The following is a 26,996-nucleotide window of genomic DNA, read 5'->3' as shown; positions in this document are numbered from 1 at the left end:
TTCATTGACCGTCTTCAAGAACCTGCCGAACCCGCCCGTTGCCGCCAAGAAGCCGCTTTCTGATACGCGCCACGGCATCACGCGCACGGATGACTACGCCTGGCTGCGGGCGGACAACTGGCAGGCGATGTTCAAGGATCCAACAATCCTCGATCCGGCGATCCGCCAGCATCTGGAAGCCGAAAACGTCTACATGAACGCGGCGATGGAGGACACCAAGGCGCTGCAGAAGACACTGTTTGCCGAGATGCGCGGCCGTATCAAGGAGGACGACAGCTCCGTGCCGATGAAGGACGGGGACTATGCCTACGGCACCTTCTTCGTCACCGGCGGCGAACAGCCACGCTATTTCCGCACCCCCCGCAACGGCGACGTCAAGGACGAGACGATCCGCGCCGTTCTGCTCGACGGCGACAAGGAAGCGGCCGGCAAGGCCTATTTCAGGCTGGCGGGCCTCGACCATTCGACCGATCACAGCCGCGGCATCTGGGGCTATGACGACAAGGGCTCAGAATTCTATACGCTGCGCATCCGCGATCTAGCGACCGGCGAGGATCTTCCCGACGTGGTCGACAACACCGGCGGCGGCGGCGCGTGGGCACCTGACGGCAAGAGCTTCTTTTATTCCGCACTCGACGAGAACCATCGTCCCTCGAAGGTCTTCCACCACATCCTCGGAACGCCCCAATCCGACGACCGGCTGGTCTATGAGGAGAAGGACGCCGGCTTCTTCATGGGCGTCGGCGGTTCGCTGCTCGACGATTTTATCTACATCGACATTCACGACCACGAGACGTCAGAATACCGCCTGCTCTCCACCAAGGATCTGACGGCGGAGCCGAAGCTTGTCGCCGAGCGCGAGGAAGGCATCGAATACTCGATGACGGAAGGCGGCGATGTCTTCTACATCCTGACCAATGACGGCGACGCCAAGGATTTCAAGATCATGGAAGCGCCGGTTGAAAACCCGGGCAAGGCGAACTGGCGCGAAGTCGTGCCGCACAAGCCCGGAACCTTGATCATCAGCCACATGGCTTTTGCCCGGCATCTGCTCTGGCTGGAGCGCAAGGACGGCCTGCCGCAGATCATCATCCGCGACCGACGCACCGGCGAGGAGCACGCCATCGCCTTTGCCGAAGAGGCCTATTCGCTCGGCCTGCAGGGTGCCGCGGAATACGACACCGACGTCATCCGCTTCTCCTACTCCTCGATGACGACGCCGTCACAGCTCTATGACTACAACATGGTGACGCGCGAGCGTACCCTCCTGAAGACGCAGGAAGTGCCCTCCGGCCACAATCCCGACGACTATGTCACCCGCCGCGTGTTCGCGCCGGCCTGGGATGGAGAACAGGTGCCGGTCACCCTGCTCTATCGTAAGGATACGCCGCTCGACGGCTCTGCACCCTGCCTGCTCTATGGATACGGCGCCTACGGCATTACCATTCCGGCCGGCTTCAACACCAACTGCCTGTCGCTTGCCGACCGCGGTTTCGTCTACGCCATCGCCCACATCCGCGGCGGCAAGGATAAGGGCTTTGGCTGGTACGAAGACGGCAAGATGGCGAAGAAGACCAACAGCTTCAAAGACTTCATCGCCGCCGCTGACTATCTGAATCAGGAAAACTTCACCTCCTACGCGAACATCATCGCCGAAGGCGGCTCGGCCGGCGGCATGCTGATGGGCGCCGTTGCCAATATGGCGCCGGAGAAGTTCGCCGGCCTGATCGCCGCCGTTCCCTTCGTCGATGTGCTGAACACCATGCTCGATGACACGCTGCCGCTGACCCCGCCGGAATGGCCGGAATGGGGCAACCCGATCGAGAGCAAGGTCGAGTACGAGCAGATCGCCGCCTACTCGCCCTACGACAATGTCGGCGCGAAAGCCTATCCGCCGATCCTGGCGCTCGGGGGTCTGACGGACCCGCGCGTCACCTATTGGGAGCCGGCAAAGTGGGTGGCGCGGCTGCGCGAAAAGACGACCGGTTCGGCGCCGATCCTGCTGAAGACCAACATGGATGCCGGCCATGGCGGCGCCTCGGGACGCTTCCAACGGCTGGAGGAGATCGCCTTCGAGTACGCCTTCGCGATCAAGGTTGCAGGGAAGGTGTAATCGGCTGGAGGAGCCCGTGACAGTCTATGTGGCGCTGTTGAGAGCGATCAATGTCGGCGGCACGGGCAAGCTGCCCATGACGACGCTGAAGGCAATTTGCAAAGAGCTCGGTTTCCGCGACGTGCAGACCTACATCCAGAGCGGCAACGTGCTGTTCCGCTCCGACGAGAGGGAAGCCGAGATCGAGCAAAAGCTGGATGGCGCGCTTGGAAAGGTGCTCGGCAAGAAGCCCGGCGTGATGCTCCGCAGCCGCAAGGAGCTCGAGGCGATCGTCGCCAACACGCCCTTTCGCGACGCCAAGCCCAACTATCTGCTGGTGAGCTTCCTGCCCGAGGCTGCACAGAGCGACGCTCTCGACGCGATGGTCGCGCCCGACGGCGAAGAGGCGGTTCTGGCCGGGCGCGAAATCTATGTCCACTTCCCCATCGGCTCCGGAAAATCGAAGCTCAAGCTGCCCGCCCTGAAGCCCGGAACGGCGCGCAACCTGAATACGGTACGCAAGCTCGCCGAGATGGCCTCGGCGATGGAAGACCACTGAAATTTCGCTGTACCATCGCCGGAGCCTATTTTAGAACATACTAAATAATCAGTTGCGTCGCAGCATTGTCTTTCGTCCGGCTGAGGAGATACGATGGCGACCTACCGACACAGCTTGCCGCAGCTCGAGGGCGGCTTCTTCGTGACCGATGGCGGCATAGACAAGCTTCATCTTTCTTGACGGATTGCAGCTGCCGCACTTCGCATCGTTTGTGATGCTGGCCTCGGAGGAAGGGCGCGACCGGCTGCAGGCCTACTATCGCCGCTATCTCGATATCGCCCGCAAGCACGGCGCCGGATTCATCCTCGACACGCCGACATGGCGCGCCAATCCGGATTGGGCCGGGAAGCTCGGCTACACGCGCGAAGCGCTGCACGCGGCCAATGTGGGCAGCGTCTCGCTGCTGGCGGGATTGCGCGGGAGATACGAACAACCGGGACAGCCGATCGTCATCAGCGGCGCCATCGGGCCGCGCGGCGACGGCTACAAGGCCGGCAACATGGATGCCACCGAAGCCGAGGATTACCACAGCGTCCAGATCGGCAGCTTCGCCGAAAGCGATGCCGACATGGTGACGGCCTTCACACTGACCAACATAGACGAGGCAATCGGCGTGGCGCGGGCGGCCGCCGCCAGGGGCGTGCCCTGCGCGATCTCCTTCACGGTCGAGACCGACGGTAGGCTGGTGACCGGGCGCAGCATGCAGGAGGCGATCGAGACGACGGACGCGGCAACTGGCGGCTCACCTGCCTACTACATGATCAATTGCGCCCACCCGACGCATTTCGCCGAGGCGTTCGATCCAAAGGCAAACTGGACGGAACGGATCCGCGGGCTGCGGGCCAATGCCTCACGCATGAGCCACGCCGATCTCGACGAGAGCGAGACGCTTGATGCGGGCGATCCCGTCGATCTCGCACAGCACTACAGACAACTCATGTCCTCGATGCCGCAAGTCAGGATCGTCGGCGGCTGCTGTGGCACCGATCACCGGCATGTGGCCGCCATCTGCGCGGCATGCCTGCCGGAACTCACCCGCGCCTGATGGGTTCAGTGCTCGGTGGCGTGTGCCGCCTTGCCGGCATCATGACCGCTGATGTCGGCACCGGCGCTGCGCGCAAAGCGCAGGTTCCAGAAGGTCGCCGTAATCGAGATCGCGGTGACGAAGAGGAAGGCTGCGGAGAAATCGTGGAGCTGCGGCGTTTCGCTGCCGTTGACCGTTATCGACGTGTGCAGCGCCAACGCGCCAACGCAGATGCCAAGCGACAGCATCAACTGCTGGAAGGTCGTGTAAAAGCTGGTGGCCGAGCTCATCCGGTCGCGGTCAATCTCGTCATAGGCCACCGTATTGTAGGCCGTGAACTGGAAAGACATGAAGAAGCCGCACATGACGAGGATCGCGAAAATCAGTGCCAACGGCCAATCCGGCCGAAAAGCGGCGCAGAGCGCATAGCCGCAGGTGGCGATGACGCCATTCGCGACCAGGCTGTTGCGGAAGCCGAAGCGGCGCAGCACGCGCGGCGCAACGGCTTTCATTGCCATCGAGCCGAGTGCTGCGGCGGTAACTAGCTGGCCGGCCTTGGCGGCCGAGAGGCCGAAGCCGAGCTGGAAATACAGCGGCAGTAGGAAAGGCTGCGCGCCTTGCGTGATGCGGGTCAGCGAGCCTGCGATAACGGAGGTGCCGAAGCTCGGTACCTTCATCAGCGAGAAATCCATGATCGGCGACGGATGCCGGCGGGCATGCTTGAGGTAGACGATGCCGAACAGCACCCCGACCGCGATGAGAAACAGCGAAAAGGCCGCTTCGCCCGGCCGACTGGAGCTTTCGAAACCGAAGAGCAAGGAGCCAAGCGCGATGCCGGAGAGGATGAAACCGACCGTATCGAACCGACGTTTCGACTCGCCCTTGAAATCCTCGATGAAGATCGAGACCAGCGTGAAGCCGATGATGCCGATCGGCACGTTGATATAGAAGATCCAGCGCCAGTCGAGATAGGTGACGATCAGGCCGCCGACCGGCGGGCCGAGAATCGGGCCGATCAGCGCCGGCACCAGCAGCCACGACATGGCATTGACCATGTCCTTGCGGTCGACGCTGCGCAACAGAACGAGGCGGCCGACCGGCAGCATCATGGCGCCGCCGAGACCCTGCAACAGACGCGCTAGGACAAGACAGAGGAGATTGGGCGACAGCGCGCAGAAGATGGAGCCGGTGACGAAGACGGCGATCGCCGAGCGGAAAACGGTGCGCGAGCCGAAGCGATCGGCAATCAAGCCGCTTGCCGGAATGAAGATCGCGAGACTGAGGAGATAGGACGTCAGTGCAATGCTCATTGACGGAGCGCTAACGCCGAAATCGCGCGCCATGGTCGGCAACGCCGTCGCCAGCACGGTTGCGTCGAGCTGTTCCATAAACATGGCGCTCGCAACGATCATCGCTATCACGCGGAAACTGGGCTTGGCGCGCCCGATGGCAGCCGCCTGGTAGATCTGATCCGACATCGTCAGGGATCACTCGCAATGGCGTGGCCGGCGCGGAAGCGTGGCCGCGGTATGGTATGGCGTGATGCCAAAAGAGGATTGAGGCTCTTGGTATACGCCTGCAAATGTGGCGTCGTTATGCTTATATGGAAGGGCAGCCGTGCCCGCAGGGAATGGCTGGGCGCTATGCAGCATTTGCGTTTGCGCGAGATATCGCGCGTGCGTTTGCGCGAGATTTCGCGCGGCGCGTGGCGATGGACGAAGCGGCTGTGGCGGCACCGGCGACCACCATCGCACCGGCCGCTCCATCCAAGGCAAAGGCTCTTGGCCGCTTGCGTCATGCATGCCGGAGCCCTACCTAGAACATATGACGATCATTGAGAACGCGTCCACCTCGCGGCCATTCACCTTCGACAACAGCTATGCGCGGTTGCCGCAGCAATTTTTCACGCGCCAGGTCCCCTCGCAGGTGGCCGAGCCGTGGCTGATCAAGCTGAACGAGCCTCTCGCGGCCGAACTCGGCCTCGATGTCGAGATGCTCAGGCGCGACGGCGCCGCGATCTTCTCGGGCAACCTGCTGCCTGATGGCGCCGATCCGCTGGCGATGGCCTATGCCGGGCATCAGTTCGGCTCCTTCGTGCCGCTGCTCGGCGACGGGCGGGCGATCCTGCTCGGCGAGGTCATCGACCACAACGGTCAGCGCCGTGATATCCAGCTGAAGGGCGCCGGCCAGACGCCTTACTCCCGCCGCGGCGATGGCCGCGCCGCACTCGGACCGGTGCTTCGGGAATATATCGTCAGCGAGGCGATGTATGCGCTCGGCGTACCGGCGACCCGAGCGCTTGCCGCAGTTTCGACCGGCCAGCCCGTCTATCGTGAGAGCATCCTGCCGGGCGCAGTGTTCACCCGCGTTGCGGCGAGCCATATCCGCGTCGGCACCTTCCAGTTTTTCGCCGCTCGCGGCGATACGGACGGCGTGCGGGCGCTCGCCGACTATGTGATCGACCGGCACTATCGGGAACTCAAGGACAGGGATAACCCCTATATTGCCCTTTACGAAGCCGCTTGTGAGCGTCAGGCGGCGTTGATCGCCAGGTGGCTGCATATTGGCTTCATCCACGGCGTGATGAACACCGACAACATGGCCATTTCGGGCGAGACGATCGATTTCGGCCCCTGCGCCTTCATGGACACCTACAATCCCGGCACGGTGTTTTCCTCGATCGACCAGCGCGGGCGCTACGCCTACGCCAATCAGCCGGGCATCGGCCAATGGAACCTGGCGCGGCTCGGAGAAACGCTGTTGCCGCTCATCGATGCCGATGCGGAAAAGGCCGTCGAGCTCGCCAACACCGTGATCCAGCAATATGGCGAGCGCTTCCAGATCCATTGGCTGCGCGGCATGCGCGAGAAGATCGGCCTGGCGACCGTCGAGGACGGCGACCTGGAGCTCGTTCAGTCGCTGCTTGCCGTGATGCAGGCGCAACAGGCCGACTTTACCCTCGCCTTCCGCCGGCTCTCCGACGCCTCAGGATCAGGAGATGGCGAGGCATTGTTCCTCTCGACGTTCCGCGAACCCGATGCGGCGCGCGAATGGCTCGCCGGCTGGCGCGAGCGCCTTACGCGTGACGATGGCCGGACCGAGGACGACCGCGCAGCGGCAATGCGCGCTGTCAATCCCGCCTTCATTCCGCGCAACCACCGCATCGAGCAGGCCATCAATGCGGCGGTCGACGATGCGGACTTTTCGCTGTTCGAAGCGCTGCTTGCCGTGCTCGCCAAGCCCTATGACGACCAACCAGGCTTTGCGGCCTACATGGAGCCGCCGAAGCCGGAGGAACGCGTGCTGCAGACCTTCTGCGGTACGTAATGAGGCGCGAACCTTCTCAATCCTGACACCTATGGTCGCAGTTGACGGCGGTTGCGACCGCCCTATCTCGCTGATTTGCGGACATTTTTCGCGCTCTGATCGCACCCGGCTAACCTCAGCGGGAGTCTTCCCATATGGCAATCGTCATTACTTCCATTCTTTTCATCCTGGTTGGCCTTGCGCTCGGCGGCGGCGGTCTTTGGCTCGTCATGCTCGGCGGCAGCGTCTTTTATGCCTTCGCAGGCGCCATGTTCCTGCTGACCGCCATCCTGCTTGTGATGCGCCGAGCGGCCGCCTTGTGGGTCTACGCGGCGCTCGTCATTGTGGCGCTGGCATGGGCGATCTGGGAAGTCGGCTTCGACTGGTGGCAGCTTGGACCGCGCGGCGGACTGATCATTCTTCTCGGCTTGTGGTTGCTCACGCCCTGGATCTGCCGGCCGCTCGGCTTTCTCAGCCCGACCGGGATCACCTATGGGGCAAACCCCTGGCCGCTCGCCATACCGGTTGTGATTGCGATCGCGATCGCCGGCTATTCGATGACCACCGATCCGCACCGGATAACGGGCAATTTGCCGACTGAGGCCGTAACTAGCCCCGCGACCTTCGGCGGCGTTGTGCCCGACGAAGAATGGCATCAATACGGTCGCACACCCTTCGGCCAGCGCTACTCGCCGCTTGACCAGATCAATGTCAGCAACGTCAAGGATCTCAAGGAGGTCTGGCGCTACCAGAGCGGTGATGTGAAACGACCCGAGGACGTCGGCGAAACCACCTATCAGGTGACGCCGCTGAAAGTCGGCGACACGCTATACCTCTGCACGCCACACAATTGGGCAATCGCGCTCGACGCCAAGACTGGCAAGGAAAAATGGAAATACGATTCCAACTCCGGCATGAACCCGAACCGCCAGCATCAGACCTGCCGCGGCGTCACCTACTATCGTGACACGGCCGCAGCCCCCGGCTCCGCCTGCGCCGAGCGCGTGTTTCTCCCGACCTCCGACGCTAGGCTGATTGCGCTCGATGCCGCAAATGGCCAGATCTGCACGAGCTTTGCCGAAGATGGCGTGCTGCATCTTGAAAAAGGCATGCAGTACAATCCAGCCGGCTACTATTATTCGACATCGCCGCCGGTCGCGGTCGCCGGCAAGCTGATCGTCGGCGGCGCCGTCAACGACAACTATTCCACAAAGGAGCAGTCCGGCGTTATCCGCGCATACGACATCAATACCGGCGCGCTCATCTGGAACTGGGATTCCGGCAATCCTGATGTCACCACACCGCTGCCCGAAGGCCAGACCTACACCACCAACTCTCCGAACAGCTGGTCCGTCTTCAGTGTCGATGACGGTCTAGGCATGGTCTACATCCCGCTCGGCAACCAGGTACCCGACCAGCTCGGCATGAACCGCAGCGCCCATGTCGAGAAATACTCCTCCTCGATCGTCGCGCTCGACATCGCCACCGGGCAAGTGAAATGGGTGCAGCAGTTCGTGCACCACGACCTGTGGGACATGGACGTTCCCGCCCAACCCGTGCTGTTCGACATGACGAAAACCGACCGAACGTCGGTGCCGGCGCTCGTTGCCCCGACCAAGCAGGGTGACATCTATGTGCTCGATCGGCGCACCGGCGAGGCGATCATCCCGTTCAGGGAGATGCCCGCGCCGGGCGGCGCGATCCCTGAAGACCATACGTCGCCAACGCAGCCGATCTCGGACCTCACCTTCTCGCCGCCGCCGCTGCAGGAAAAGGACATGTGGGGGATCTCGCTGTTCGATCAGCTCGCCTGCCGCATCCAGTTCCACCGCTACAAGTACGAAGGCCGCTACACCCCGCCGTCTTTGGTGGGCTCTATCATCTACCCCGGCAACTTCGGCACCTTCAACTGGGGTAGCGTGGCGGTCGATCCCGAGCGGCAGATCATGTTCGGCATGCCGACCTATCTCGCCTTCACCTCGCGACTTGTGCCGGCGGCCGACATTCCGCCGAGAGGCCAGGACGAGAAAGGTAGCGAACAGGGCCTCAACCGCAACGACGGTGCGCCCTACGGCGTCTTCATGGGACCGTTCCTCGGCCCGTTGAGCATCCCCTGCCAGGCGCCGCCATGGGGCTATGTCACCGGCGCCGACTTGCGTACCGGAAAGATCGCCTACAAGCACAGAAACGGCACCACCTACGATATGACGCCGCTGCCGTTGCCCTTCAAGGTTGGCGTTCCCGGCATCGGCGGGCCGATCCTGACGAGAGGCGGCGTTGCCTTCCTCGGGGCCGCGGTCGACAACTTTCTGCGCGCCTATGACGTGACGAACGGCGACCAGCTATGGCAAGCCCGCCTGCCGGCCGGCGGCCAGGCGACACCGATGACCTATACGACCAGCGACAACAAACAGTTCGTCGTCATGGTCGCCGGCGGACACGGCTCGATCGGCACCAAGCCCGGCGACTACGTGATCGGCTACGCCCTGCCCTGAACTCGGGAGACGGACGGCCGCCTCGCTCGGCCGCCGTCCGAGCCCGTGGAGGCAAGCTCCAGGCATGTCTGGCACGCCATTCTCCGGCGCATTGTTTCAGGGAGAATTTTCGTGAAGATAGGCAGTAGCATTTCCAGCACCTATGGATTGACCAACCTCTTCGGCCAGTCCGGCCAGCGCAACAAGCAACAGTCCAGTGATGCCGAGATGAGCGTTCGCCAAAGCGGCGCGGCACTTCAGCCAAGCAGCACGCCGACCTCAATCTCCAGCATGATGTGGGCGCTGCAGAGCAGCGGCACGGTGACCATGGATGGCACCGAGGATCCGGCGAAAGCGCGCCATGACGCTGTTGTCTCCGAGTTCACGGACCTCGCCAACAAGACGCCGGCAGAGCGCATTCGCGACCAGATCCTCCAGCGGCTCGGTCTGACCGAGGACGATCTCAAGGCAATGCCGCCTGAAGAGCGCGAGGCCATCGAAAAGCAGATCGCGGACGAGCTGAAGCGACAGCTGACCGGCGACGACGACAGCAAGGACAAGCCGAGCGACGACGCGACTATCAGCGTCTGAGGCTTCACAAACTGATTCAGATCGATGCGACGGAGAATTACGTTTCCGTCGCATCTCTTTGACGGACAAGCTTTATCCGACCATATCGGCCACGATCCTGCCAACCTCGGCGAAGACCGGGTTGATCTCGGACAATGGCGCCCTGGCCTGCGTCACATAAGCTGCAACGAGGATCGCGCCATGGCCGGGCGGCCAGACGAGGGCGATATCGGCGGCGCTGCCATTGTTTCCGGTGCCGGTCTTGTCGCCAATCCTCCAGGTGCCCGGAAGACCGGCGCGCAGGCGCGCGCCGCCCGTCGTATTCGCCACCATCCATTCCGTCAGCTTGTCGCGCGACGGCTCCGAGAGCGCCGAGCCAAGCGCCAGGTTGCCGAGCGTGTCGACCATTGCATCGGGCGTCGTCGTGTCCTGCGGGTCGCCGTCCTTGGCTTCGTTCAGTGCCGTTTCCCAGCGGTCGAGCCTTGTCGAACGGTCGCCCAGCGTACGCAGCCATTTGGTGAGCTCGGGAGGGCCGCCGAAGCTTTCCAAAAGCAGGTTGCCGGCCGTATTGTCGCTCAGCGTGATCGCCGCTTCGCAGAGCTCACTGAGGCTCATGCCCTCGCCGCCGACGTGCTTTTCCGTCTCGGGCGAGTAGGTGACAAGCTTGGCCTGGTCGTAGACGACGCGCCTCTCGAGAGTGTCCTGTCCCTTGTCTACCCGCGCAAGTACAAGGCCCGCGGCCAGGACCTTGAACGTGCTGCAGAGAGGAAAGCGCTCGGTTTCGCGATAGCCGAACGAAATGTTGGTCTGCGTGTCGATGGCGGATACACCGATACGGCCACCGATCGCCTTTTCGAGTGCACCGATCCGCCGATTGATTTCATCGTCGCTGTCGTCCGACCGCGCAACACGCGGCAGGAGCAAGGCGGGCGAAAGCAGTGCCGAACCAAGAAGTGTCCGGCGCCGGATTGAAAAGCCGCGCATGAAAAGTCCTCTGCCTGAATCAATGGAGACAGGGCTAGAGACTGATTGTGGCCCGGATGAGTCGCGTCAAGCGGCGGCTGGCTTTGAGACCTCGACCGTGACGTGCGAAAGACCTGCAAGAGGCTCGAGCTTCGCCTTGTAGAAGGCCGGGCTTTCGGGCTGCGGCGCGACGAGTGCGACGATCGCGGCATGATGGCCGGGTCCGACTTGCCAGACGTGAAGATCGGTGATCCGCTCGCCACCCGTTTCCAGCGCCGAACGAATCTCATGCTGCAGATCCACCTCCCGCGGCACAACGTCGAGCAGCACGCGGCCCGACGACGTCATCAGGCCCCAGGACCATTGGGCAATGATCAGGCCGCCGACGATGCCCATCAGCGGGTCGAGCCAGAGCCAGCCATAAAGACTGCCGAGCAACAGTGCGGCAATGGCGAGCACCGACGTCAGCGCATCGGCAATGACATGGACATAGGCGGCGCGCATGTTGTTGTCGGAGGCATGTGCAGAACGGGCATGGTCGCCATGCTGGTCATGATCGCCGTGATCGTGGTGATGATGGTGCTCGTGATGGTGGGAATGACCGTGGCCGTGGCCGTGATGGCCGTCCTTTAGGAGCCAGGCGCTGGCCAGATTGACCAGCAGGCCGACGACAGCGACGCCGATCGCCTGCTCGAAGCTGATCGGTACGGGATGGGTGATGCGCAGAAAGCTCTCCCAGGCCATCAAGAGCGCAATCAGCGCCAGGATGATGGCGCTGGCGAAGCCTGCGAGGTCGCCGAGCTTGCCGGTGCCGAAGGTGAAGCAGGGATTGTGTGCCTGCCGGCGCGCATAGAGGTAGGCAACGGCAGAGATTAGCAGAGCGCTGGCATGGGTCGACATATGCCAGCCATCGGCGACCAGCGCCATCGAACCGTAGTAAGTTCCGGCGCCGATCTCGACCACCATCATGACGGCGGTCAGGGCGATGACGAACCAGACACGGCGGGCGTTGAGGTCGTGGTCCGCGCCCAGGAAAACGTGGTCGTGCTTAAGTGTTTCCGTCTGTGCAGTCATTGCACGCTCCTCATGTCGGCTTTCTCAGCGAATGTAGGTCCGCAGGACTTCGGATATTTCCTCGACCGCTTCCGTCCGTGCCTTCTCATCCGCGGCATGCAGGACATGCTCGTGGAGATGATCGTCCAACACCTCCCCGGTTAAACCGTTCAGCGCACCGCGAATGGAGGCAAGCAGTTGCAAAATCTCCCCACAGGGCCGCTCTGCCTCCAGGGCTCGCTCGACCGCCTCCAGCTGGCCTTTCAGGCGGCTGACGCGGGCCATCAGCTTTTTCTTGTGGTGCGTCGTGTGCGACATGGCTTCATCCATTTAGTATAGGGGGGTACCCTATACTAATACGAGGCTGATGAAAAGTAGCTGGCGCAAGCGGTTCCGATGCCACCGGCAAAGCAGTCGATGGCGGCTGCGTCGAAGGACGCTGCGCGCTTCCCGGCGCCCGCGCGTAAACCCCATTGACAAACGGCGCGTTCTGGACGATCTATCGACACATGATCAAGAACGCGCACATCACCAGCACGTATTTTTGGCTGTACCTGTAAGGGGCGGCTGGACAGATCATATTGTCAACAAGCCGCCGTCAGGCGGCTTTGTTGTATTGGCAGCGTCCTGACGGCAGAAAACCACAAAGGACGCGAAGACCATGGTTGAAATCGAAGACAGCGAAGTCTCATTGATCCGCCCGCCGGTGATCAATATCCGCGCCGCCAAGCCGCGCGATCTGCCCGAACTCACCGAAATGATCGCCCTGCTCGCCAAGCACCACGGCGATGCTTCCGCCTCGAGCCCGGAGCAGCTCGAGCGCGACCTCTTCGGCCCCGTGCCGTGGATCAGCGCCCTCGTTGCCGAGACCGGCGAAGGCCTGATCGGCTACGCGATCCTCGTGCCGCTCTACAGGGCGCAGGATGGTGCGCGCGGCATGGATCTGCACCATCTCTTCGTGCGCGACGGCCATCGCGGCCATGGCGTCGGCCAGCATCTCGTCAACCGCGCCCGCGAGACGGCTCGCAGCGCCGGCTGCGGCTATCTCTCGGTCAGCGCTGCCACCGGCAACGTGCAGGCCCATCGCTTCTACGAGAACATGGACTTCGTGCCTCGCCCGGTTACTGGCATGCGCTATATGCAGGCTTTAGCATGAGCGGCATTGGCCACTGCGGACGCTCGGCAAGGAGAAACCGATGACCCGACTTGCAATCGTGCTGACCGACGGATTCGCCGACTGGGAGGTCGCGCAACTGACGGCCTCCGCACGCTCCTACTTCGGCTTCGACGTGGTGTTTGCAACACCCGAAGGCGAGGAAGTGCGCTCGATGGGCAGCATGCGCGTCGCGGCCGATACCGCGGCTGAAAACCTGCATGCCAACGCCTTCGACGGCCTCGTGCTTTGCGGCGGAACGATCTGGGAAACGGAGAAGGCGCCTGACCTCAAACAGGTGATCGACGACTTTATCGCCCACGACAAGCTCGTCGCCGGGATTTGCGGCGCAACGCTGGCCCTTGCCCGCGCAGGAGCGCTGAATGCCATCGACCATACCAGCAATGCCGCCAATTTTATCGCAGGTGCGCCCGGCTACGCCGGCCACTCCCGTTACAAGGATATCCCGCAGGCCGTGCGTGACGGAAAGCTGGTGACGGCGGCCGGATCGGCACCGATGACCTTTGCGGCGGAAATCTACCGCGCACTTGGACATGCCGGCGACGAACTGGACCAGTACGTGCTGATGTTCGGTGCCGAGCACCAGCCGAAAGCGGCCTAATCTAAACGAACGGAGGCGCGTCGCGATCGTTTGGATTCGTTGATTTGTGCTTTATTTTTTGTTCTCACGCATGTCTTTGTCCCGAAACCGGTGTCCACTTTCGGGGGACATGCTTTAGCGGCGCCGACCGCGCTGAGTTCACCGTAGCACCGGCTCGCCGTGGAAGCGGCGGCGCGACGGCTTGGAAACACCAAAGCCCACCTCCATCATCAGGCGAGGCTTCGTCTTGGCGACCGTGCCCATATGAAAACCGAACGGATCTTCCACGAAGCCGAAGCCTGCCGCGCCGGTCAGCGTCGTCACGCTCTCCTTCCCGTAGAAATCCAGGATTTCATGCGCGGGATGGCCGACTAGAAGGGTCAATTGGTGCTTGATGCGGCGCTTGTTGTGGCTACCCCTGACATAGACATGCGGACCGGTGTCTTCGTCGACGTCGACGAGATAGAAGAAGAACTTCAGCATTCGCCAGTCGTCGAGATCGAAGTGATACTTGTCCAGCGACGCCAGGCTGCGGTCGGCCTCGCCGGCCCTCGTGGGAAAACTCCACCAGATGCGGGTGGTAATGAGGCGGGCTTGGGCACCCAGATAGCAGCGTGCGATTTCCGACAGGACCGGATCGCGCTGGACCGCACGAACCGCGGGGCAATCAAGGGCCCGCTCGAAGTGGTGGCCGCTCAGGATCGGCCGTCCCCATTGCTGCTCTGCGTCGCGATGATCCGACGCCCGAAACTCGATTTGCCGATCGAAATTGCCGAAGCATGGGGTTGCGCTTGCAAAGCTGGCGATTTCACCGGTGATCGCCTCGGGGAGCGTCAGGTTGGGAAATATCCCATCGCGCCTCAGCGCCGCGACGGCGCTTCCATAATCCACGCCCGTGAAAAGCGTCGGCAGATTCTCGATCGCGCCATTGCTGCGTCGTGCAGTCAGCCAATGCGCCTTGCGCGCCGGTATTGTGCGCGCCAGCAGGAACATCGGCAGCCAGGCAGGATTTTCGCGGATATCCGCAATGTAAGTCGGTATCCGCACCACCATACGCCGCAATTTGCCGCCCTTGCGGGCGACGGACTCGAGATCATCTGCAGGGTTGGCCGACGTGATGTGCATGCAGCTGTCCTTTCAGAAGACGATGATGGGCGTCGTTCGGAAAGCGAACCTCGGAAGGGTTCGCCACTGGGCGTTCAGTGCGCACGACCCAGTGGAGTGCTGCAATGCGGCATTTTTGAGATATTGCTAATATTAGCGGTTGGGAACCGCCTTCACGTAGGCTGCGATCGCCTCGAGTTCCGGCTTCGGCAGGTGGGCGAGGTTACGCTGCACATCCGCCATCGAGCCACCCGCCGTATCGAAGTCGGGCGTGAAGCCGGTTTCCAGATAGTTCGCGATATCCTCCTGGCTCCATGAGCCGACGGTTTTCGAACCCGGCGTGATATTGGGGATCCTGCCCCGACCTTCCGGGTTTGGCGCACCCGCCAGCCATTTGTCGCCCTCGAACCCGCCGAGCCGATCGCGCGGCGTGTGGCATTCGCCACAATGGCCAGGCCCTTCGACCAGATACTGCCCGCGCTTAATCTTGTCGTCGACATTGGCCGCAAGCGCGACACGTGGCTCGTCGTTGAAATAGAGGAACTTCCAGCCGCCCAACGCCAGCCGGATGTTGTATGGGAAAGGCAATTCGTGCGGCGGGGCCACGTTGCCGCTCTTTGGCAGCGTCTTCAGATAACCGAAGAGATCGTTGACGTCCTTGTCGCTCATCCGGGCGTAGGAATTGTAGGGGAAGGACGGGTAGAGATGCTGTCCGCTGGGCGCGACGCCGCGCTTCATGGCATTGCCGAACTGCGCCAACGTCCATGTCCCGACACCGGCCTTCTCGTCAGGCGATATGTTGGGCACGTGGAAGGTGCCGAAGGGACTTTTCAACGCCAGGCCGCCCGAGAGCGTCAGCTTGGCGTCGCCTTCCGACCTCGGCGCAGCGTGGCAGCTGACACAGCCACCTGTCCAGAAGACCATTTCACCGTTCTTCAGATCGGGTTCGCCAAGGTTGGCCCAATGATTGTCGGGAAGCGGATTGGGCGCGGTGATGAAGTAGAAGACCGCTCCGCCAATGACGACCACACCGACGAGACAGAGCAAATACCGGACGAACCTGCGGAACATTCACCGCTCCTGTTGCCAATAGCTTTGTTGAAAACATAAAACGATCCGCACCAGCGACAAGGCTGGCGCGGATCGCTTGACTGAAATGCCAGGATCGCTATTCGGTCTTTATGCGGAACTTCTCATGACAGCCGCCGCAGTTGCCGCCAAGCGTCTTTAAAGCGCCGCCGACACCGGCTGCGTCAGCCGGAAGCTGGGCGAGGACCTTGTCGGCATCGGCTGAAAGCTTTGCTGCACGGGCCTTGAAGTCCGCGTGATCTTCCCAAATCTTCGGACTTGCCGCCTTATCCCCCTTTTCGGTGCCAGCCTTAAACTGATCCGGGAAAACCTTTGCGGTTTCCGAGATCGTCATCAGCGCCGCCTTCACCACCTCTGCGTCATAGGGCTTCTCGCCCTTGGCGATTGCTGTCATCGCCCCTGCCGCGCCGCCGACCTTCTTCATCAGCGCAGAACGCGCTTCGTGCGTGCCGTCGTCGGCTGCAATGGCAACGCCTACGACCCCCAGGCCGGCGACGAGCAGTGCCGCGGCTATCGTTTTCAGTCTCATGTCTCCACTCCTCTTTGATAACAGGTCCGCAAAGCCCGGCGCTTCGCTAGGCGCGCGGCATCATTGCAAATTTTTCCACCTCCAAAAGTAACAAGTGGGTGAGATTTCAAGGATTTCAGGAAAAAGCAGACTTCCAAATCGTTTCACACCGAGTGCCTCACGACGGCGCGCGCCAACCGTGCCATGCCGTGAGGATCGAAACAGCGATCAGGAGGCCGCCGGCGATCCGGCCGACGAGGATCGTCGCCTTGGGATTGGACACCAGCAAATTGCGGCTTCGCGCCGCCGTCAGCGCCAACGTCCCGTAGACGGCAGCCTGGGTCGCCATGGTCATAAAGCCCATGACGAGGCCCTGCGCCCAGATCGGCCCGTAAATGGGCTTTAGGAACTGCGGATAGACGGCGATCATGAAGAGATAGGCCTTGGGATTCATCAGGCAGGTCGCCGCACCCTGGCGAAAGGCCCGCCAGCCCGAGCGCAGGCCGCCCGCGCCGACGGTATCGACGGTAATCGAACTGCGCATCAGCGTGTAGCCGATCCAGGCCATGTAGGCGGCACCGGCAAAAAGCAGCGGGTTGAACAGCGTCGGCAAGAGGATTGCAAGCACGCCGACGCCGATCGCGCCATAGAGCGAATGCACTGCGCCGCCTGCCATGATGCCGGCAGTCGCGGCAATGCCGGTACGCCTGCCGCCGGTCAGCGAATTGGCCAGCACGAAGAGCATGTCCATGCCGGGAACGATGATGATGCCGAAGAGGAGGGTGAAATAGAGCCAGAGATTTTCGCTGTAAGTCATGTCAGTTTCTCGCTATCCAGGTCAAGGTCGATTTCCGGGACCTTGTTGATTTTCAATTTGATAGGGAGATCTATACGACGATCCAACTGACAGTGTATTGTCAGGAGCCTGGACCGACGGAGGCGAAAAATGCGCAAGGCCTCGCGGCTTTTCGAGATCATCCAGATCCTGCGACTGGCGAGCAAGCCGATGACGGCGGCAGCCATGGCGGAGACGCTTGAGGTGACCGTACGCTCGATCTATCGCGATATCGCCGCCTTGCAGGCGATGCGCGTCCCGATCGAGGGAGGTCGCGGCATCGGCTACATCATGCGACCCGGCTTCGACCTGCCGCCGCTGATGTTCTCGGTCGAGGAAATGGAGGCAATCGTCCTGTCGCTGGCCCTGCTCGACCGGACCGGCGACGAGGAACTCAAGCGGGCGGCCAAGAGCGTCAACCAGAAGATCGCCGGCTCCGTACCGGCGCCGCTGCGTCAGGCGATGGAACGAAAGGCGCTCTATGCCTGGGGATCGGTTGCCCAATCGCCGGCAGGCCTTGATCTTGGTCTTGTTCGCCGCGCCATCCGCGACGAGCAGAAGCTGGTGCTCGACTATCGTGACGAACTTGGCCGCGCGACCGAACGCAAGATCCGACCGATCGCGCTCATCTATTATTCGCAAACCGCCAACATCGTGGCTTGGTGCGAGCTGCGCCAGGCGATCCGCAATTTCCGCAGCGACCGGGTGGAAAACTGCGAGGCGGTCGACGCCTATTTCCGGGGCGAAGGCGACCGGTTGCGGCAGCTGTGGACGAGCGAGTGGCTGAACCCGCCGGCCGCCGCAACCGCCTGAAGCGGGATGCAAAAAAGTGTAAGCGGTTCTCGCCCGAAATCCGCTCTAGCTCTTTGATGTAGATCAGGATTCAGATCTCAGGCCGAACGACCTAAAATCATCCTGGTCTGGCGCGTCAGAGGTATGTGCCGCCGGAGACTTCGATGCGCTGGCCGTTGACCCAGCGGTTGTCCTCCGAGAGCAGCGAGGCAATCATCGGGCCCTACCCGGCGATCATGCGCGAAATCTGCTATTGGCTGCTGACGGGGCCGAATGCAGGCGAGGTCAGCCAGCTTGCGCTACCCGGCAGCCATGCCCGCCGCATGACCGATGCCATCCACCTACTGCGCGAGAATTTCGCTGAGCCCGTGCGCATCGAGCAACTTGCGTCCGTCGCCCGCATGAGCGCCTCCTCCTTCCACCAGCATTTCAAGCAGATGACCGCCATGACACCGCTACAGTATCAGAAGAACCTGCGACCGCTGGAGGCGCGGCGACTGATGGTTTCGGACGGTGCGAGCGTTGCCACTGCCGCCTATCAGGAGGGCTACGAAAGCGCCTCACAGTTCAGCCGCGAATATTCGCGCATGTTCGGCACGCCGCCGAAGCGCGATGCCATGGACCGCAAAGAGCTGCCGATGGTAACGGCAGCTTAGAGCGATACCGAAAGCGACCGGGTCCAATCGCAACTGTGGCCCCAAAGGGGGACCCTTCGACCATGAGAGGCACTTGGCAATCGGCCGCGTGAAATGGCTCATATGGGCTGGAGAAAGACGGTTTGCTCCTTATTTCAGGGAGAAATGGGAAATGAAGAGCGAAAGGACCCGCACAATGGCAAAGAACACGATCTGCCTATGGTACGACAAAGACGCTGAGGCTGCCGCCCGCTTCTATGCCGAAACCTTTCCCGACAGCGCCGTGGGTGCCGTCATTCGTGCACCTGGAAACTATCCGGACGGTAAGCAAGGAGACGTGTTGGTTGTTGAATTCACGGTCGCGGGTATTCCTTGTATCGGCTTGAACGGCGGTTCCGCGTTCAAACACAACGAAGCCTTCTCATTTCAGATCGCAACTGACGATCAGGAAGAAACCGACCGCTACTGGAATGCCATTGTCGGCAATGGCGGCCTTGAAAGTGAATGCGGCTGGTGCAAAGACAAGTGGGGTCTGTCCTGGCAGATCACACCGCGCGTACTGACCGAAGCGCTGGCGGCAGGCGGTGATCAAGCAAAGCGTGCCTTTGACGCAATGATGACCATGAGGAAGATCGACGTTGGGGTGATCGAAGCCGCCCGGCGTGGCTGAGGCACCATCGCATCGCGCGGCAATTTTTCTCTGCCAGAGCGACCGCAACTGGCGCAAGACATGGCGCCGCCGGCACATGGCGGCTCTCCGCCAAATGCAACTCCAACCTCACGCACAAAGGTACCACCTCGCGTCAGCTAGCGCCGCCGGGGGACTCCCAGGTCATGGTCGCGCATTGCGGGACCGACCGCAACCAGGCCGGACACAAGCTCTTTCCGATCGAGAACGAGGCCAAGGACGCCGGCCTGACGGCGCGGCTATGGCAAGGACCACGTCTATGGCGCTTGCCAGTCATTCATCATCGGCAAGAAAGGGACTTGTCGCGCACAGTCGCCTGGTGTAGGTGGCCATCGTCGCGAAAAGCGACCGCCTCCCTTGATCCGCTCAGTGGCGGAGTAAACAGGTGGACGAAATGTCGTCTAGGCGGTCGAGTACAAGCGATCCATGCGCTTTCGAGCATGGATCGGCCAGCGTTTCCACGAGAACAAAACCCCTGACGCACCGTCAGGCCCAATCGCAAGCCATTGGCGCCTAGCAGCGCTGCATGCTTGCGTCGATCGGAACGCACTATGAACAGACCCCTCATTGTTATTTTCACCGCCATTGTCCTCGATGCCGTGGGCATCGGCCTCATCTTTCCGATTCTGCCCTCGTTGCTGCAGGAGGTCACCCACGCTGAAGACGTGGCGCCCTACATCGGCACAATGACCGCCCTCTACGCGGTCATGCAGTTTATTTTTGCGCCGGTGCTCGGTGCCCTCAGCGATCGGCTGGGCCGTCGGCCCGTGCTGCTGATTTCACTCGGGGGCGCAGCCATCAACTACCTGTTTCTGGCTTTTGCACCCAATCTCTGGATGCTGCTGCTCGGCCGCGCCATCGCCGGCCTGACGAGTGCCAACATCTCCGTGGCGAGCGCCTACATCACCGACATTTCCCCCGAGGAAAAGCGCGCCCGCCGCTTTGGCCTGTTCAACGCCATGTTCGGCATAGGCTTCATCATCGGCCCCGTCCTCGGCGGCGCCCTTGGTGATGACTGGCTGCGACTGCCCTTCATCGCGGCGGCCTTGCTGAACGCCTGCAATCTCCTGCTGGCGTTCTTCATCCTGTCGGAGACACGCACACCCAGCCGGGAGAAAATCGACCTGTCGGCGTTGAACCCCCTTCGGCCGCTGCGTTGGGTGTTCTCGGTGAAGAGCTTGCTGCCCATCATCATCGTCTTTTTGATTTTCAGCGCCACAGGCGAGGCATACGGCACCTGCTGGGCCCTCTGGGGGAGCGACACCTTCCAGTGGAACGGGCTTTGGACTGGCCTTCTCGCTCGGCACCTTCGGTGTCTGCCAGACCCTCGCCCAGGCTTTCCTTCCGGGGCCGGCGGTGAAGCTGCTCGGCGAGCGTGCAGCCATTCTGACGGGCATCGCCGGAGCGTGCATTGCTCTGATCGTCATGGCCTTCGCTACCCAGAGCTGGATGATCTTCGCGATCATGCCGGTTTTCACCCTCGGCGGCATCGGCGTGCCGGCTTTGCAGTCTCTGGCGACCCGGCAGGTCGATGAGAGCCAGCAAGGCCAGTTCCAAGGCGTGCTGGCGTCCGCGGTGAGTCTGGCCTCGATTGTGGCTCCGCTCGCGTTCTCGAGCTTCTATTTCGTCGTCAGGCAACAATGGCCCGGCGCGATCTGGCTATCGGTCGTCGTCGTTTACGCGACCGGCGTGCCCTTGGTCCTCGGCTTGCGGTTGAAAACCCCGGCGCCGGTGCCACCGGGCTAGCCGGAGCGGGCGCGAAACGTACCTTGCGACGCCTCACATGGGGCTGCATTGACGGCGCAAAGCTGCCGATCGCTAGGGAACAATCGGCTTGCCCCCTTTTTACGCGGAGTGTGAAACACGTTGGTGGCTTCGGACCAAAATCATCACGACCTAGCGCCGGAGCTTCAGCGTCCGGCTGTCTTCGCGTCCGAAGCCGCGGACTTCCATGCGGTCGGCCCAGATCTCCACGATGGCGAAGGTATTCTCGGTCTCGGTATCGACCATGCCTTTGAAATTCAGGAAGTGGCATCCGTCGAGCGTGCCGAAATTGCCTGCATGGTTGTGGCCGCTGAAGTAGGCGGCGACGTTGTCATGCGCCGTCAGAAGCGTGACGATGCGCTCGCGATCCCAGCTGTCGTGCTCGTTCGGCGGATAGACCGGATAATGGTTCATGACGATGACGCGCTCGCCCGTGGCGCCGGCGTCCTTGATCTGGTCGGAAAGCCAGGCGAACTGCTTCTCGCTCGGCATGGCGTTCCATTCCTGCGCGTTGATGGCGTCTGCAGCCCTGAGCTCAGCAAGGCGGCGGGCCGCGATGTCTCGATAGGGATGCCCTTCCGGTGGCGCAAAGGTGCTGACCTCGTTGCCATTGAGGCCAATGAACCGCCAGCCGTGTCGGACGAAGCTGTAGCACGGCGAGGTCAGGCCGACACGCTTAGCGACATCGACCAATCGATCCGGTGCGACGGAAAAATCATGGTTGCCGAGCAGGAAGAAATTCTCGTGCCTCAGGCTATCGTAGACGGGAAGGATATCGTCGAAGCTCTCGAAATCACGGTCAATGATATCGCCGAGCGTGATGACGAAGCTCAGATCCTCACGATTGAAGACCTCGATTGCCTCTGCGAGCTTGGCGAGGCTTTTGGCATAGTGGCGGTTCATCCCGACATGCGGCGCCCTTGCGGCATACTGCGGGTCTGCGACGATGCCGAAGCGGAGACTTGGGAAATCGGAAAAGGATGTCATGGCAGCGCTTTAGGCGCGCCGCATGACAAGCTTGTGACGGTCATCGAAACGAAAACACCCGGCGTTTCTAGGCGCCGGGTGCTGACATCTCGTTCTTGCGAGCTGCTTACTTCGCAGCCGCTTCGTAGCGCTCCAGGACGTAATCCCAGTTGATCAGGCTGTCGACGAAGGCTTCGAGGTACTTCGGACGCGCGTTGCGGTAATCGATGTAATAGGAGTGTTCCCATACGTCGACGCCGAGGATCGGGGTTGCGCCGTGTACGAGCGGGTTTTCGCCGTTCGGGGTCTTGGAGATTTCGAGCTTGCCGTTCTTGACGGAAACCCATGCCCAGCCGGACCCGAACTGAGTCGTGCCTGCGGCAATGAAATCGGCCTTGAACTTGTCGTAGCCGCCGAGATCGGAACTGATGGCAGCTTCGAGCTTGCTCGGCAGCTTGTTGCCGCCGCCGCCCTTCTTCATCCACTTCCAGAAGTGGACGTGGTTGTAATGCTGGGCAGCATTGTTGAAGAGCCCGGCATTGGTGCCGAACGACTTCTTCACCACGTCTTCGAGCGAGAGGTCGGAAAGGCCTGCTTCTGCCGCGAGCTTGTTGCCGTTGTCGACGTAGGCCTTGTGGTGCTTGTCGTGATGGAATTCCAGGGTTTCCTTCGACATAAAGGGCTGAAGCGCTTCGTAGTCATAGGGAAGTTCGGGCAATTCGAAAGCCATTGCGGGTCTCCTTTGGCAATAGTTTGCGTAATCGGCAGGTGAGGCGGAACATAGGAGCGCAAGCATGGAGAGGCAACCAGCGAAATATCAAAAAAGATCGGCCGAGAGGAAAAATTGCCTCTACCAAGCACTTGGCTTTCCGGCCCTAAATCGCTGATCATGGGCGCGTTTCGCAACAGCAGGAGCCGGGGCCTTTCGGATGGAGAGGAATAAAATCCGCTTCTGCAAAATTGCGCTATTTTCAGCAACTGTCCCCAAAAGCCCACTTGGTGATCAAACGCCGTCAGGAGGCGCAAAAAAGCAGGTCATATGATACCGTCCACCCCGTCCTATCCCATCCGCCTCAGTGGGGTCATCGGTTGGCTGAAGGCAGATGTGAAATTCACCGTCTCCAGATCGTAACTCATCTCCATAACGGATCAGGAACAACTGGTTTCTCGTCACCAGGTGATGGTCCCCCGGATGAAGGATAACAGAGAATCCGTTGGGTCCTTTCCTCACCTGAGATCTGGGTACGGCCCGGCAGTCTCCACCGAAGTCTTTACCGGTGCAGCACGATGGGGGGTATGTCCAACCGCTGTCGGATTGGTGGGCATCGCTCTGTGCGAAAAGGCCGACCGATATCGCTGCGACGGATACCATGGACGCTATTGAAGGTGTGAAATGCATCGACGCCTCCAAACGAACATTCCGCCCCTCGGAGCACAGAGTTCCGCGCTCACTTCCAGGCGTGTAACTTCCATGCCTCCCGAGGCTGCCTTTGTAGCAAAGTTGCCGTTCAATTTCTAGTAGTGTGACTATGGTGGCATTTGCTACCGACAAACGCACAATTGGCAGCGGCAGGAGCGGCCACACCTCGTCAGGCGATGCCTGGCGGGAGTTCGCGACCGAGGTGAAGGCAAGTGCAAGCAGGCGGCGCGCTGAAGCTGCGTGAAGCCGAGAGCCTGCGCGCACGCCGCGATGCCGATGCGCCGCGTCGCGATATCGACACGCGCATCGCTACGAAATCGGCCAGCTGCGCACCAGCCTGGAGATCGCCAAGTCGGAAATCCGGCAGCTGCGGGCCGAGCGTGCCATCCTGACCGGCCAGTTGGAAGTCGCGCGCAGCGAGCGGTCGGGCGGCATGGCGCCGGCAGCTACCCTCGATGAGCGCGACGAGGTCGGCATGCGGGCTGCGAGCTTCACGCCGATGATCGACATCTCGCAGAAGTCGCTGCGCGGAGCGGGTTTCGACACTAAATCTGCTCACATTACGCCGGCCGAATAAGCGGCCGAACGAGATCAGATTTGGCGCCGTCGGCCTGCCCGATGCCAAACCTTGCTTTTGCCTGTATTGTAGTGGTTTCTTAAGGGGCTAGCCCGGAGGAGACTATGGCGCTCGGCACATCGCATCGCTTGCAGGACGGCGTCGAAGCCGTCGAGACCATGACCCGTTTCGCGTTCGCGATCCTGGCGCTCGCCTCCGGCGTTTACACCTACCTTGGGGTGCGAAGCATCCTCGACGGCTCGGCAACGGCAGTCTTCTTCGCAGCGCTCATCTATTCCAGCGCCGTTTCGGTGGCGATCTACGCCTTCTGGACCTACATGGCTCGCTTCTATCCGCATGTGACGGGGACGGCCGGACGCACCGCGATGCTCGGCGTCATGGCACTCGGCTGCGCGATGATCATCGCCATGTCGAGCTGGCTGAACGCGGCCGCACTGGCGGGCTCGGCGGCGCTCGAACAGCATCTGGCCGAAACGCTGGAGGACTACACGGCTGATCTCGACCAGGCACACCAGAATGCACTCGCCGCGCAAAGCCTACTTCCCGACATCCAGCGCACACAGGAACGATTCCAGCGCCTTGCCGACCAGGAGCGGGAGACGGGCGCGCTGACCGGAACGACCGGGGCCGGCAGCGTCGTCCAGCTTCTGTCGCAGATGGCCTCGCAGCTGACCGAGCTGGAGAATGGCATCAACGCGTCACGCGAGCGCGTGACGACACTGTTCGACGAGGGGCGGAAGCATCTCGAGACCATGCGCACGCTGGTTTCCGCGCCGGGTGCGATCAACCCGCGCGCCGATCAATTCTCGGCCGAAGTCGTTGGGCTTTCCGGTGTCATCACCTCGCTGGAGCAGACGTCGATAGCGCCGTCGGTGAAGCGCGCGGCGGAGGACCTGTCGCTCGGCTTCATCGCCCCGGTGGCGGATGGACGCGAGGCCGACCTTGCCACAAGGCAGGATCAGGTCATGGAAACGATTCGATCGTCTGTCGCCGCGCAATCCAAGGTACTATCGCAGGCGGCCGACCAGATCCTCGAGCGCAAACCGGTGGCCGAGCGCCGTTTCGTGCCGCTCTCCTCTGCGGAAGCCGTGCTGCGCTATGCCGGTGATTTCATCCCAAGCTGGGCCGGAGCCATCTCGATCGATATCCTGCCTGCGGTGCTGATCTTCATGCTGTCGATCGTCCATTCGACGCTGCGCCGCCAGGAGCAGCGCTTGCCCTTTGCCGAACGGATCACTGCGGCCGAGCTTCTGCAGGCGCTGGAAGTGCGACGTGAAATCCAGCGGCATGGCGTCGACATCGAAGCCGCCATGGATGCCGCGGAGCGCACCGAAGCGGCCGATCAGTCGAACATTGCGAGCTTCGATCTTTCCGGCAAGGGACCACGCAAAGGGCCGCCGGCATGAGACTGGAAACGGCGGGGCAACGGTTGAAGGACTACGTGCTTTCTGCCGATGACGGCACGCTGATGCGTCATGCCTTCCATGCCCTCCTCGCCGCGGCCGCGGTCTTCGTAGTCATCGACTGGCATGAAATCAGCTCTGCCAGTCCGGATATTCCAGCCTTCGATCCGATGATGCCGAACGCCCCGCCCGTGCTGCCGCCGGCACTGACGGAAGGCAAACCACAGGGCGCGCCGGTCGAGGTGAAGACCGACCCAGCGCTCCTGAAGAAGGCGATCCGCTTCGATCTGCAGCCAGGCGGCGTGCTGCTCGCACAAGGCACGATCGAGGTGGGTGCGGCCACACGCTTCCAGACCGAGATCGAAACCCGTGGCGAATATGTCAAAACAGTCTCGCTCGACTCGCCGGGGGGATCGGTCGGCGACGCGCTGGCGATCTCTAAGCTCATCCGCGAACGCAAGATAGCGACCAGCGTTGCCGGCGGCGCGCTTTGCGTTTCCTCCTGCCCGATCGTCATGGCAGGCGGCGTCGTGCGCACGGCGGACAAGGATGCCGTTCTCGGCGTGCATCAGGTTTTCAACGGCACCAAGGAGAAGCTTTCGCCCGAACTTGCCATGTCGGAAGCACAACGCACCACCGCCGACGTGACCCGCCATCTCGACGAAATGGGAATCAAACCGGGGCTCTGGATCCACGCCATGGAGACCCCGCCCGACAGGCTCTACTATCTTTCCCCTGATGAAATGAAGGAATTCGCGCTCGTTGCGCCCCCAGCCGCGGTGGCCAAGAAAGCGAAATAGATGAGCGGGCCAAGCCCAAAGCGCGGCGCGATCTTTGAGATCACAGTCGCAATTTACTCTCGTCACCAAGATGTCACCAAGGACAGCTTTGCCGATATCGTTCTCTAATTGGTCAAGTACGAGAGCTCCGCTTTGAGCGAAATTGAGGCCTTTCAGGATGCCTGTGTTCTCTACGTGCTCGAGGCACTCGATGGGGTCGGCTGGGTGTGAAGCGGCTTGGTTGAAATCGCAGCCAGCCATTGAATGGCCGCATGCTACAGAATCGGCGCCGTCTACCACTCCCTCCCTGGGGCGCTCCCGCTCGGGGGCTCGTTTCGGCCTTCTGTCTGCTGATCGTCAGGCCGGTTTGAATGTGGTGCCATTGCGCAGCATGGCATGCATGATGATCGCGAGGCGCCGAGCAAGCGCGACTCGGGCCTTGCGCATGGTCGAGCGCCGAGCGATAGCCAACGCCCAATCCTTCAGCTTGAGCGGCTGCTTCCAGCGCGTCAGCATGACGTTAGCGGCCTCGTAGAGCAGTGTGCGCACACGCTTGTCGCCGCATTTGGAGATGGAGCCGGAATAGTCGATCTCGCCGGATTGATAGCGTCTGGGTACCAAGCCGAGGTAAGCCCCCATAT

The 26,996-nt window shown here is 61.8% G+C and carries 23 protein-coding genes and 4 pseudogenes; 14 read left to right on the top strand and 13 right to left on the bottom strand.

What is annotated here, in order from left to right; all coding sequences use genetic code 11:
- Positions 1-4 precede the first annotated feature (4 nt).
- From BSG20_RS05480 to BSG20_RS05470, 3 genes and pseudogenes are all read left to right on the top strand, one after another.
- Positions 5-2,113 (top strand): S9 family peptidase, encoded by a 2,109-nt coding sequence (locus BSG20_RS05480; protein WP_072372079.1) that lies wholly within the window; start codon positions 5-7, stop codon positions 2,111-2,113.
- Positions 2,114-2,129: 16 nt separating this feature from the next.
- Positions 2,130-2,651, top strand: coding sequence for a DUF1697 domain-containing protein (locus BSG20_RS05475; protein ID WP_072372076.1), 522 nt, complete (start codon positions 2,130-2,132; stop codon positions 2,649-2,651).
- A 93-nt stretch (positions 2,652-2,744) separates the two neighbouring features.
- Positions 2,745-3,696 (top strand): annotated as a pseudogene (locus BSG20_RS05470) (homocysteine S-methyltransferase family protein).
- A gap of 5 nt (positions 3,697-3,701) precedes the next feature.
- Here the strand turns inward: BSG20_RS05470 and BSG20_RS05465 are convergent.
- Positions 3,702-5,153 (bottom strand): DHA2 family efflux MFS transporter permease subunit, encoded by a 1,452-nt coding sequence (locus BSG20_RS05465; protein WP_072372073.1) that lies wholly within the window; start codon positions 5,151-5,153, stop codon positions 3,702-3,704.
- A 346-nt stretch (positions 5,154-5,499) separates the two neighbouring features.
- Here BSG20_RS05465 and BSG20_RS05455 point away from each other — a divergent pair, with 346 nt between their 5' ends.
- From BSG20_RS05455 to BSG20_RS05445, 3 genes are all read left to right on the top strand, one after another.
- The gene (locus BSG20_RS05455) at positions 5,500-7,002 is read left to right on the top strand and encodes a protein adenylyltransferase SelO (protein ID WP_072372067.1); all 1,503 of its coding nucleotides are present in this window, start codon (positions 5,500-5,502) and stop codon (positions 7,000-7,002) included.
- A 134-nt stretch (positions 7,003-7,136) separates the two neighbouring features.
- Positions 7,137-9,476, top strand: a complete 2,340-nt coding sequence (locus BSG20_RS05450; protein WP_072372064.1) for a glucose/quinate/shikimate family membrane-bound PQQ-dependent dehydrogenase — start codon at positions 7,137-7,139, stop codon at positions 9,474-9,476.
- A gap of 111 nt (positions 9,477-9,587) precedes the next feature.
- A complete protein-coding gene (locus BSG20_RS05445; protein ID WP_072372061.1) occupies positions 9,588-10,046 on the top strand; it encodes a hypothetical protein in 459 nt (152 codons plus the stop codon).
- 72 nt (positions 10,047-10,118) lie between these two features.
- On the opposite strand, the gene bla is transcribed toward BSG20_RS05445, so the two are convergent.
- The 3 genes from bla to dmeR all read right to left on the bottom strand — a co-directional run bounded on the left by bla (position 10,119) and on the right by dmeR (position 12,359).
- Complete coding sequence (gene bla, locus BSG20_RS05440) at positions 10,119-11,009, bottom strand: class A beta-lactamase (protein WP_072372058.1); 891 nt, start codon at positions 11,007-11,009, stop codon at positions 10,119-10,121.
- Positions 11,010-11,075: 66 nt separating this feature from the next.
- Positions 11,076-12,062, bottom strand: a complete 987-nt coding sequence (gene dmeF / locus BSG20_RS05435) for a CDF family Co(II)/Ni(II) efflux transporter DmeF (protein ID WP_072372056.1) — start codon at positions 12,060-12,062, stop codon at positions 11,076-11,078.
- 24 nt (positions 12,063-12,086) lie between these two features.
- Positions 12,087-12,359: a Ni(II)/Co(II)-sensing transcriptional repressor DmeR gene (gene dmeR, locus BSG20_RS05430; protein WP_024313816.1), complete on the bottom strand. Its 273-nt coding sequence runs from the start codon at positions 12,357-12,359 to the stop codon at positions 12,087-12,089.
- A 343-nt stretch (positions 12,360-12,702) separates the two neighbouring features.
- Between dmeR and BSG20_RS05425 the strand changes: the two genes are divergently transcribed.
- Together BSG20_RS05425 and BSG20_RS05420 are read left to right on the top strand one after the other, a co-directional pair.
- A complete protein-coding gene (locus tag BSG20_RS05425) occupies positions 12,703-13,197 on the top strand; it encodes a GNAT family N-acetyltransferase (protein ID WP_072372053.1) in 495 nt (164 codons plus the stop codon).
- Positions 13,198-13,237: 40 nt separating this feature from the next.
- A complete protein-coding gene (locus BSG20_RS05420) occupies positions 13,238-13,816 on the top strand; it encodes a type 1 glutamine amidotransferase family protein (RefSeq protein WP_072372051.1) in 579 nt (192 codons plus the stop codon).
- A gap of 138 nt (positions 13,817-13,954) precedes the next feature.
- Here the strand turns inward: BSG20_RS05420 and BSG20_RS05415 are convergent, their stop codons facing one another.
- The 4 genes from BSG20_RS05415 to BSG20_RS05400 form a co-directional block, all read right to left on the bottom strand.
- Positions 13,955-14,920, bottom strand: coding sequence for a phytanoyl-CoA dioxygenase family protein (locus tag BSG20_RS05415; RefSeq protein WP_072372048.1), 966 nt, complete (start codon positions 14,918-14,920; stop codon positions 13,955-13,957).
- Between the two features lie 132 nt (positions 14,921-15,052).
- On the bottom strand, positions 15,053-15,970 hold the full coding sequence (locus BSG20_RS05410; protein WP_072372045.1) for a c-type cytochrome: 918 nt from the start codon (positions 15,968-15,970) through the stop codon (positions 15,053-15,055).
- A 97-nt stretch (positions 15,971-16,067) separates the two neighbouring features.
- Positions 16,068-16,517: a c-type cytochrome gene (locus tag BSG20_RS05405; protein ID WP_072372042.1), complete on the bottom strand. Its 450-nt coding sequence runs from the start codon at positions 16,515-16,517 to the stop codon at positions 16,068-16,070.
- 157 nt (positions 16,518-16,674) lie between these two features.
- Positions 16,675-17,313: a LysE family translocator gene (locus tag BSG20_RS05400; protein WP_072372039.1), complete on the bottom strand. Its 639-nt coding sequence runs from the start codon at positions 17,311-17,313 to the stop codon at positions 16,675-16,677.
- A gap of 129 nt (positions 17,314-17,442) precedes the next feature.
- On the opposite strand from BSG20_RS05400, the gene BSG20_RS05395 reads away from it, so the two are divergent.
- Positions 17,443-18,144: a helix-turn-helix transcriptional regulator gene (locus tag BSG20_RS05395; RefSeq protein WP_072372036.1), complete on the top strand. Its 702-nt coding sequence runs from the start codon at positions 17,443-17,445 to the stop codon at positions 18,142-18,144.
- Between the two features lie 115 nt (positions 18,145-18,259).
- On the opposite strand, the pseudogene BSG20_RS37240 reads toward BSG20_RS05395, so the two are convergent.
- A pseudogene (locus BSG20_RS37240) lies at positions 18,260-18,346 on the bottom strand (3-oxoacyl-ACP reductase); the annotation flags it as partial.
- On the opposite strand from BSG20_RS37240, the pseudogene BSG20_RS37235 reads away from it, so the two are divergent.
- From BSG20_RS37235 to BSG20_RS05380, 3 genes and pseudogenes are all read left to right on the top strand, one after another.
- Positions 18,333-18,779 (top strand): annotated as a pseudogene (locus BSG20_RS37235) (helix-turn-helix domain-containing protein); the annotation flags it as partial. The pseudogenes BSG20_RS37240 and BSG20_RS37235 overlap by 14 nt on opposite strands.
- Before the next feature lie 175 nt (positions 18,780-18,954).
- Entirely contained in the window at positions 18,955-19,428 is a 474-nt protein-coding gene (locus BSG20_RS05385) for a VOC family protein (protein ID WP_072372164.1), read from the top strand.
- 569 nt (positions 19,429-19,997) lie between these two features.
- Positions 19,998-21,192, top strand: a pseudogene (locus tag BSG20_RS05380) (TCR/Tet family MFS transporter).
- 150 nt (positions 21,193-21,342) lie between these two features.
- On the opposite strand, the gene BSG20_RS05375 reads toward BSG20_RS05380, so the two are convergent.
- From BSG20_RS05375 to BSG20_RS36310, 3 genes are all read right to left on the bottom strand, one after another.
- A complete protein-coding gene (locus BSG20_RS05375; RefSeq protein ID WP_072372033.1) occupies positions 21,343-22,197 on the bottom strand; it encodes a metallophosphoesterase in 855 nt (284 codons plus the stop codon).
- Between the two features lie 106 nt (positions 22,198-22,303).
- Positions 22,304-22,906, bottom strand: coding sequence for a superoxide dismutase (locus BSG20_RS05370; protein WP_037117267.1), 603 nt, complete (start codon positions 22,904-22,906; stop codon positions 22,304-22,306).
- A 999-nt stretch (positions 22,907-23,905) separates the two neighbouring features.
- On the bottom strand, positions 23,906-24,142 hold the full coding sequence (locus BSG20_RS36310; RefSeq protein WP_167371541.1) for a hypothetical protein: 237 nt from the start codon (positions 24,140-24,142) through the stop codon (positions 23,906-23,908).
- A 135-nt stretch (positions 24,143-24,277) separates the two neighbouring features.
- Here BSG20_RS36310 and BSG20_RS05355 point away from each other — a divergent pair, with 135 nt between their 5' ends.
- Both BSG20_RS05355 and BSG20_RS05350 read left to right on the top strand, forming a co-directional pair.
- Positions 24,278-25,579: a hypothetical protein gene (locus BSG20_RS05355; RefSeq protein ID WP_072372027.1), complete on the top strand. Its 1,302-nt coding sequence runs from the start codon at positions 24,278-24,280 to the stop codon at positions 25,577-25,579.
- Positions 25,576-26,376, top strand: a complete 801-nt coding sequence (locus BSG20_RS05350; protein WP_072372024.1) for a COG3904 family protein — start codon at positions 25,576-25,578, stop codon at positions 26,374-26,376. Before BSG20_RS05355 ends, BSG20_RS05350 begins: the two co-directional genes overlap by 4 nt.
- A gap of 336 nt (positions 26,377-26,712) precedes the next feature.
- Here the strand turns inward: BSG20_RS05350 and BSG20_RS05345 are convergent.
- The coding region (locus BSG20_RS05345) for a transposase (RefSeq protein ID WP_143147461.1) at positions 26,713-26,996 on the bottom strand (284 nt) is incomplete at its 5' end.

Source organism: Rhizobium tibeticum (assembly GCF_900110205.1).
Taxonomy (GTDB): Bacteria; Pseudomonadota; Alphaproteobacteria; order Rhizobiales; family Rhizobiaceae; genus Rhizobium; species Rhizobium tibeticum.
The sequence above is the reverse complement of the archived record's forward strand: the minus strand, read 5'-3'. Positions and strand labels throughout refer to the sequence as shown.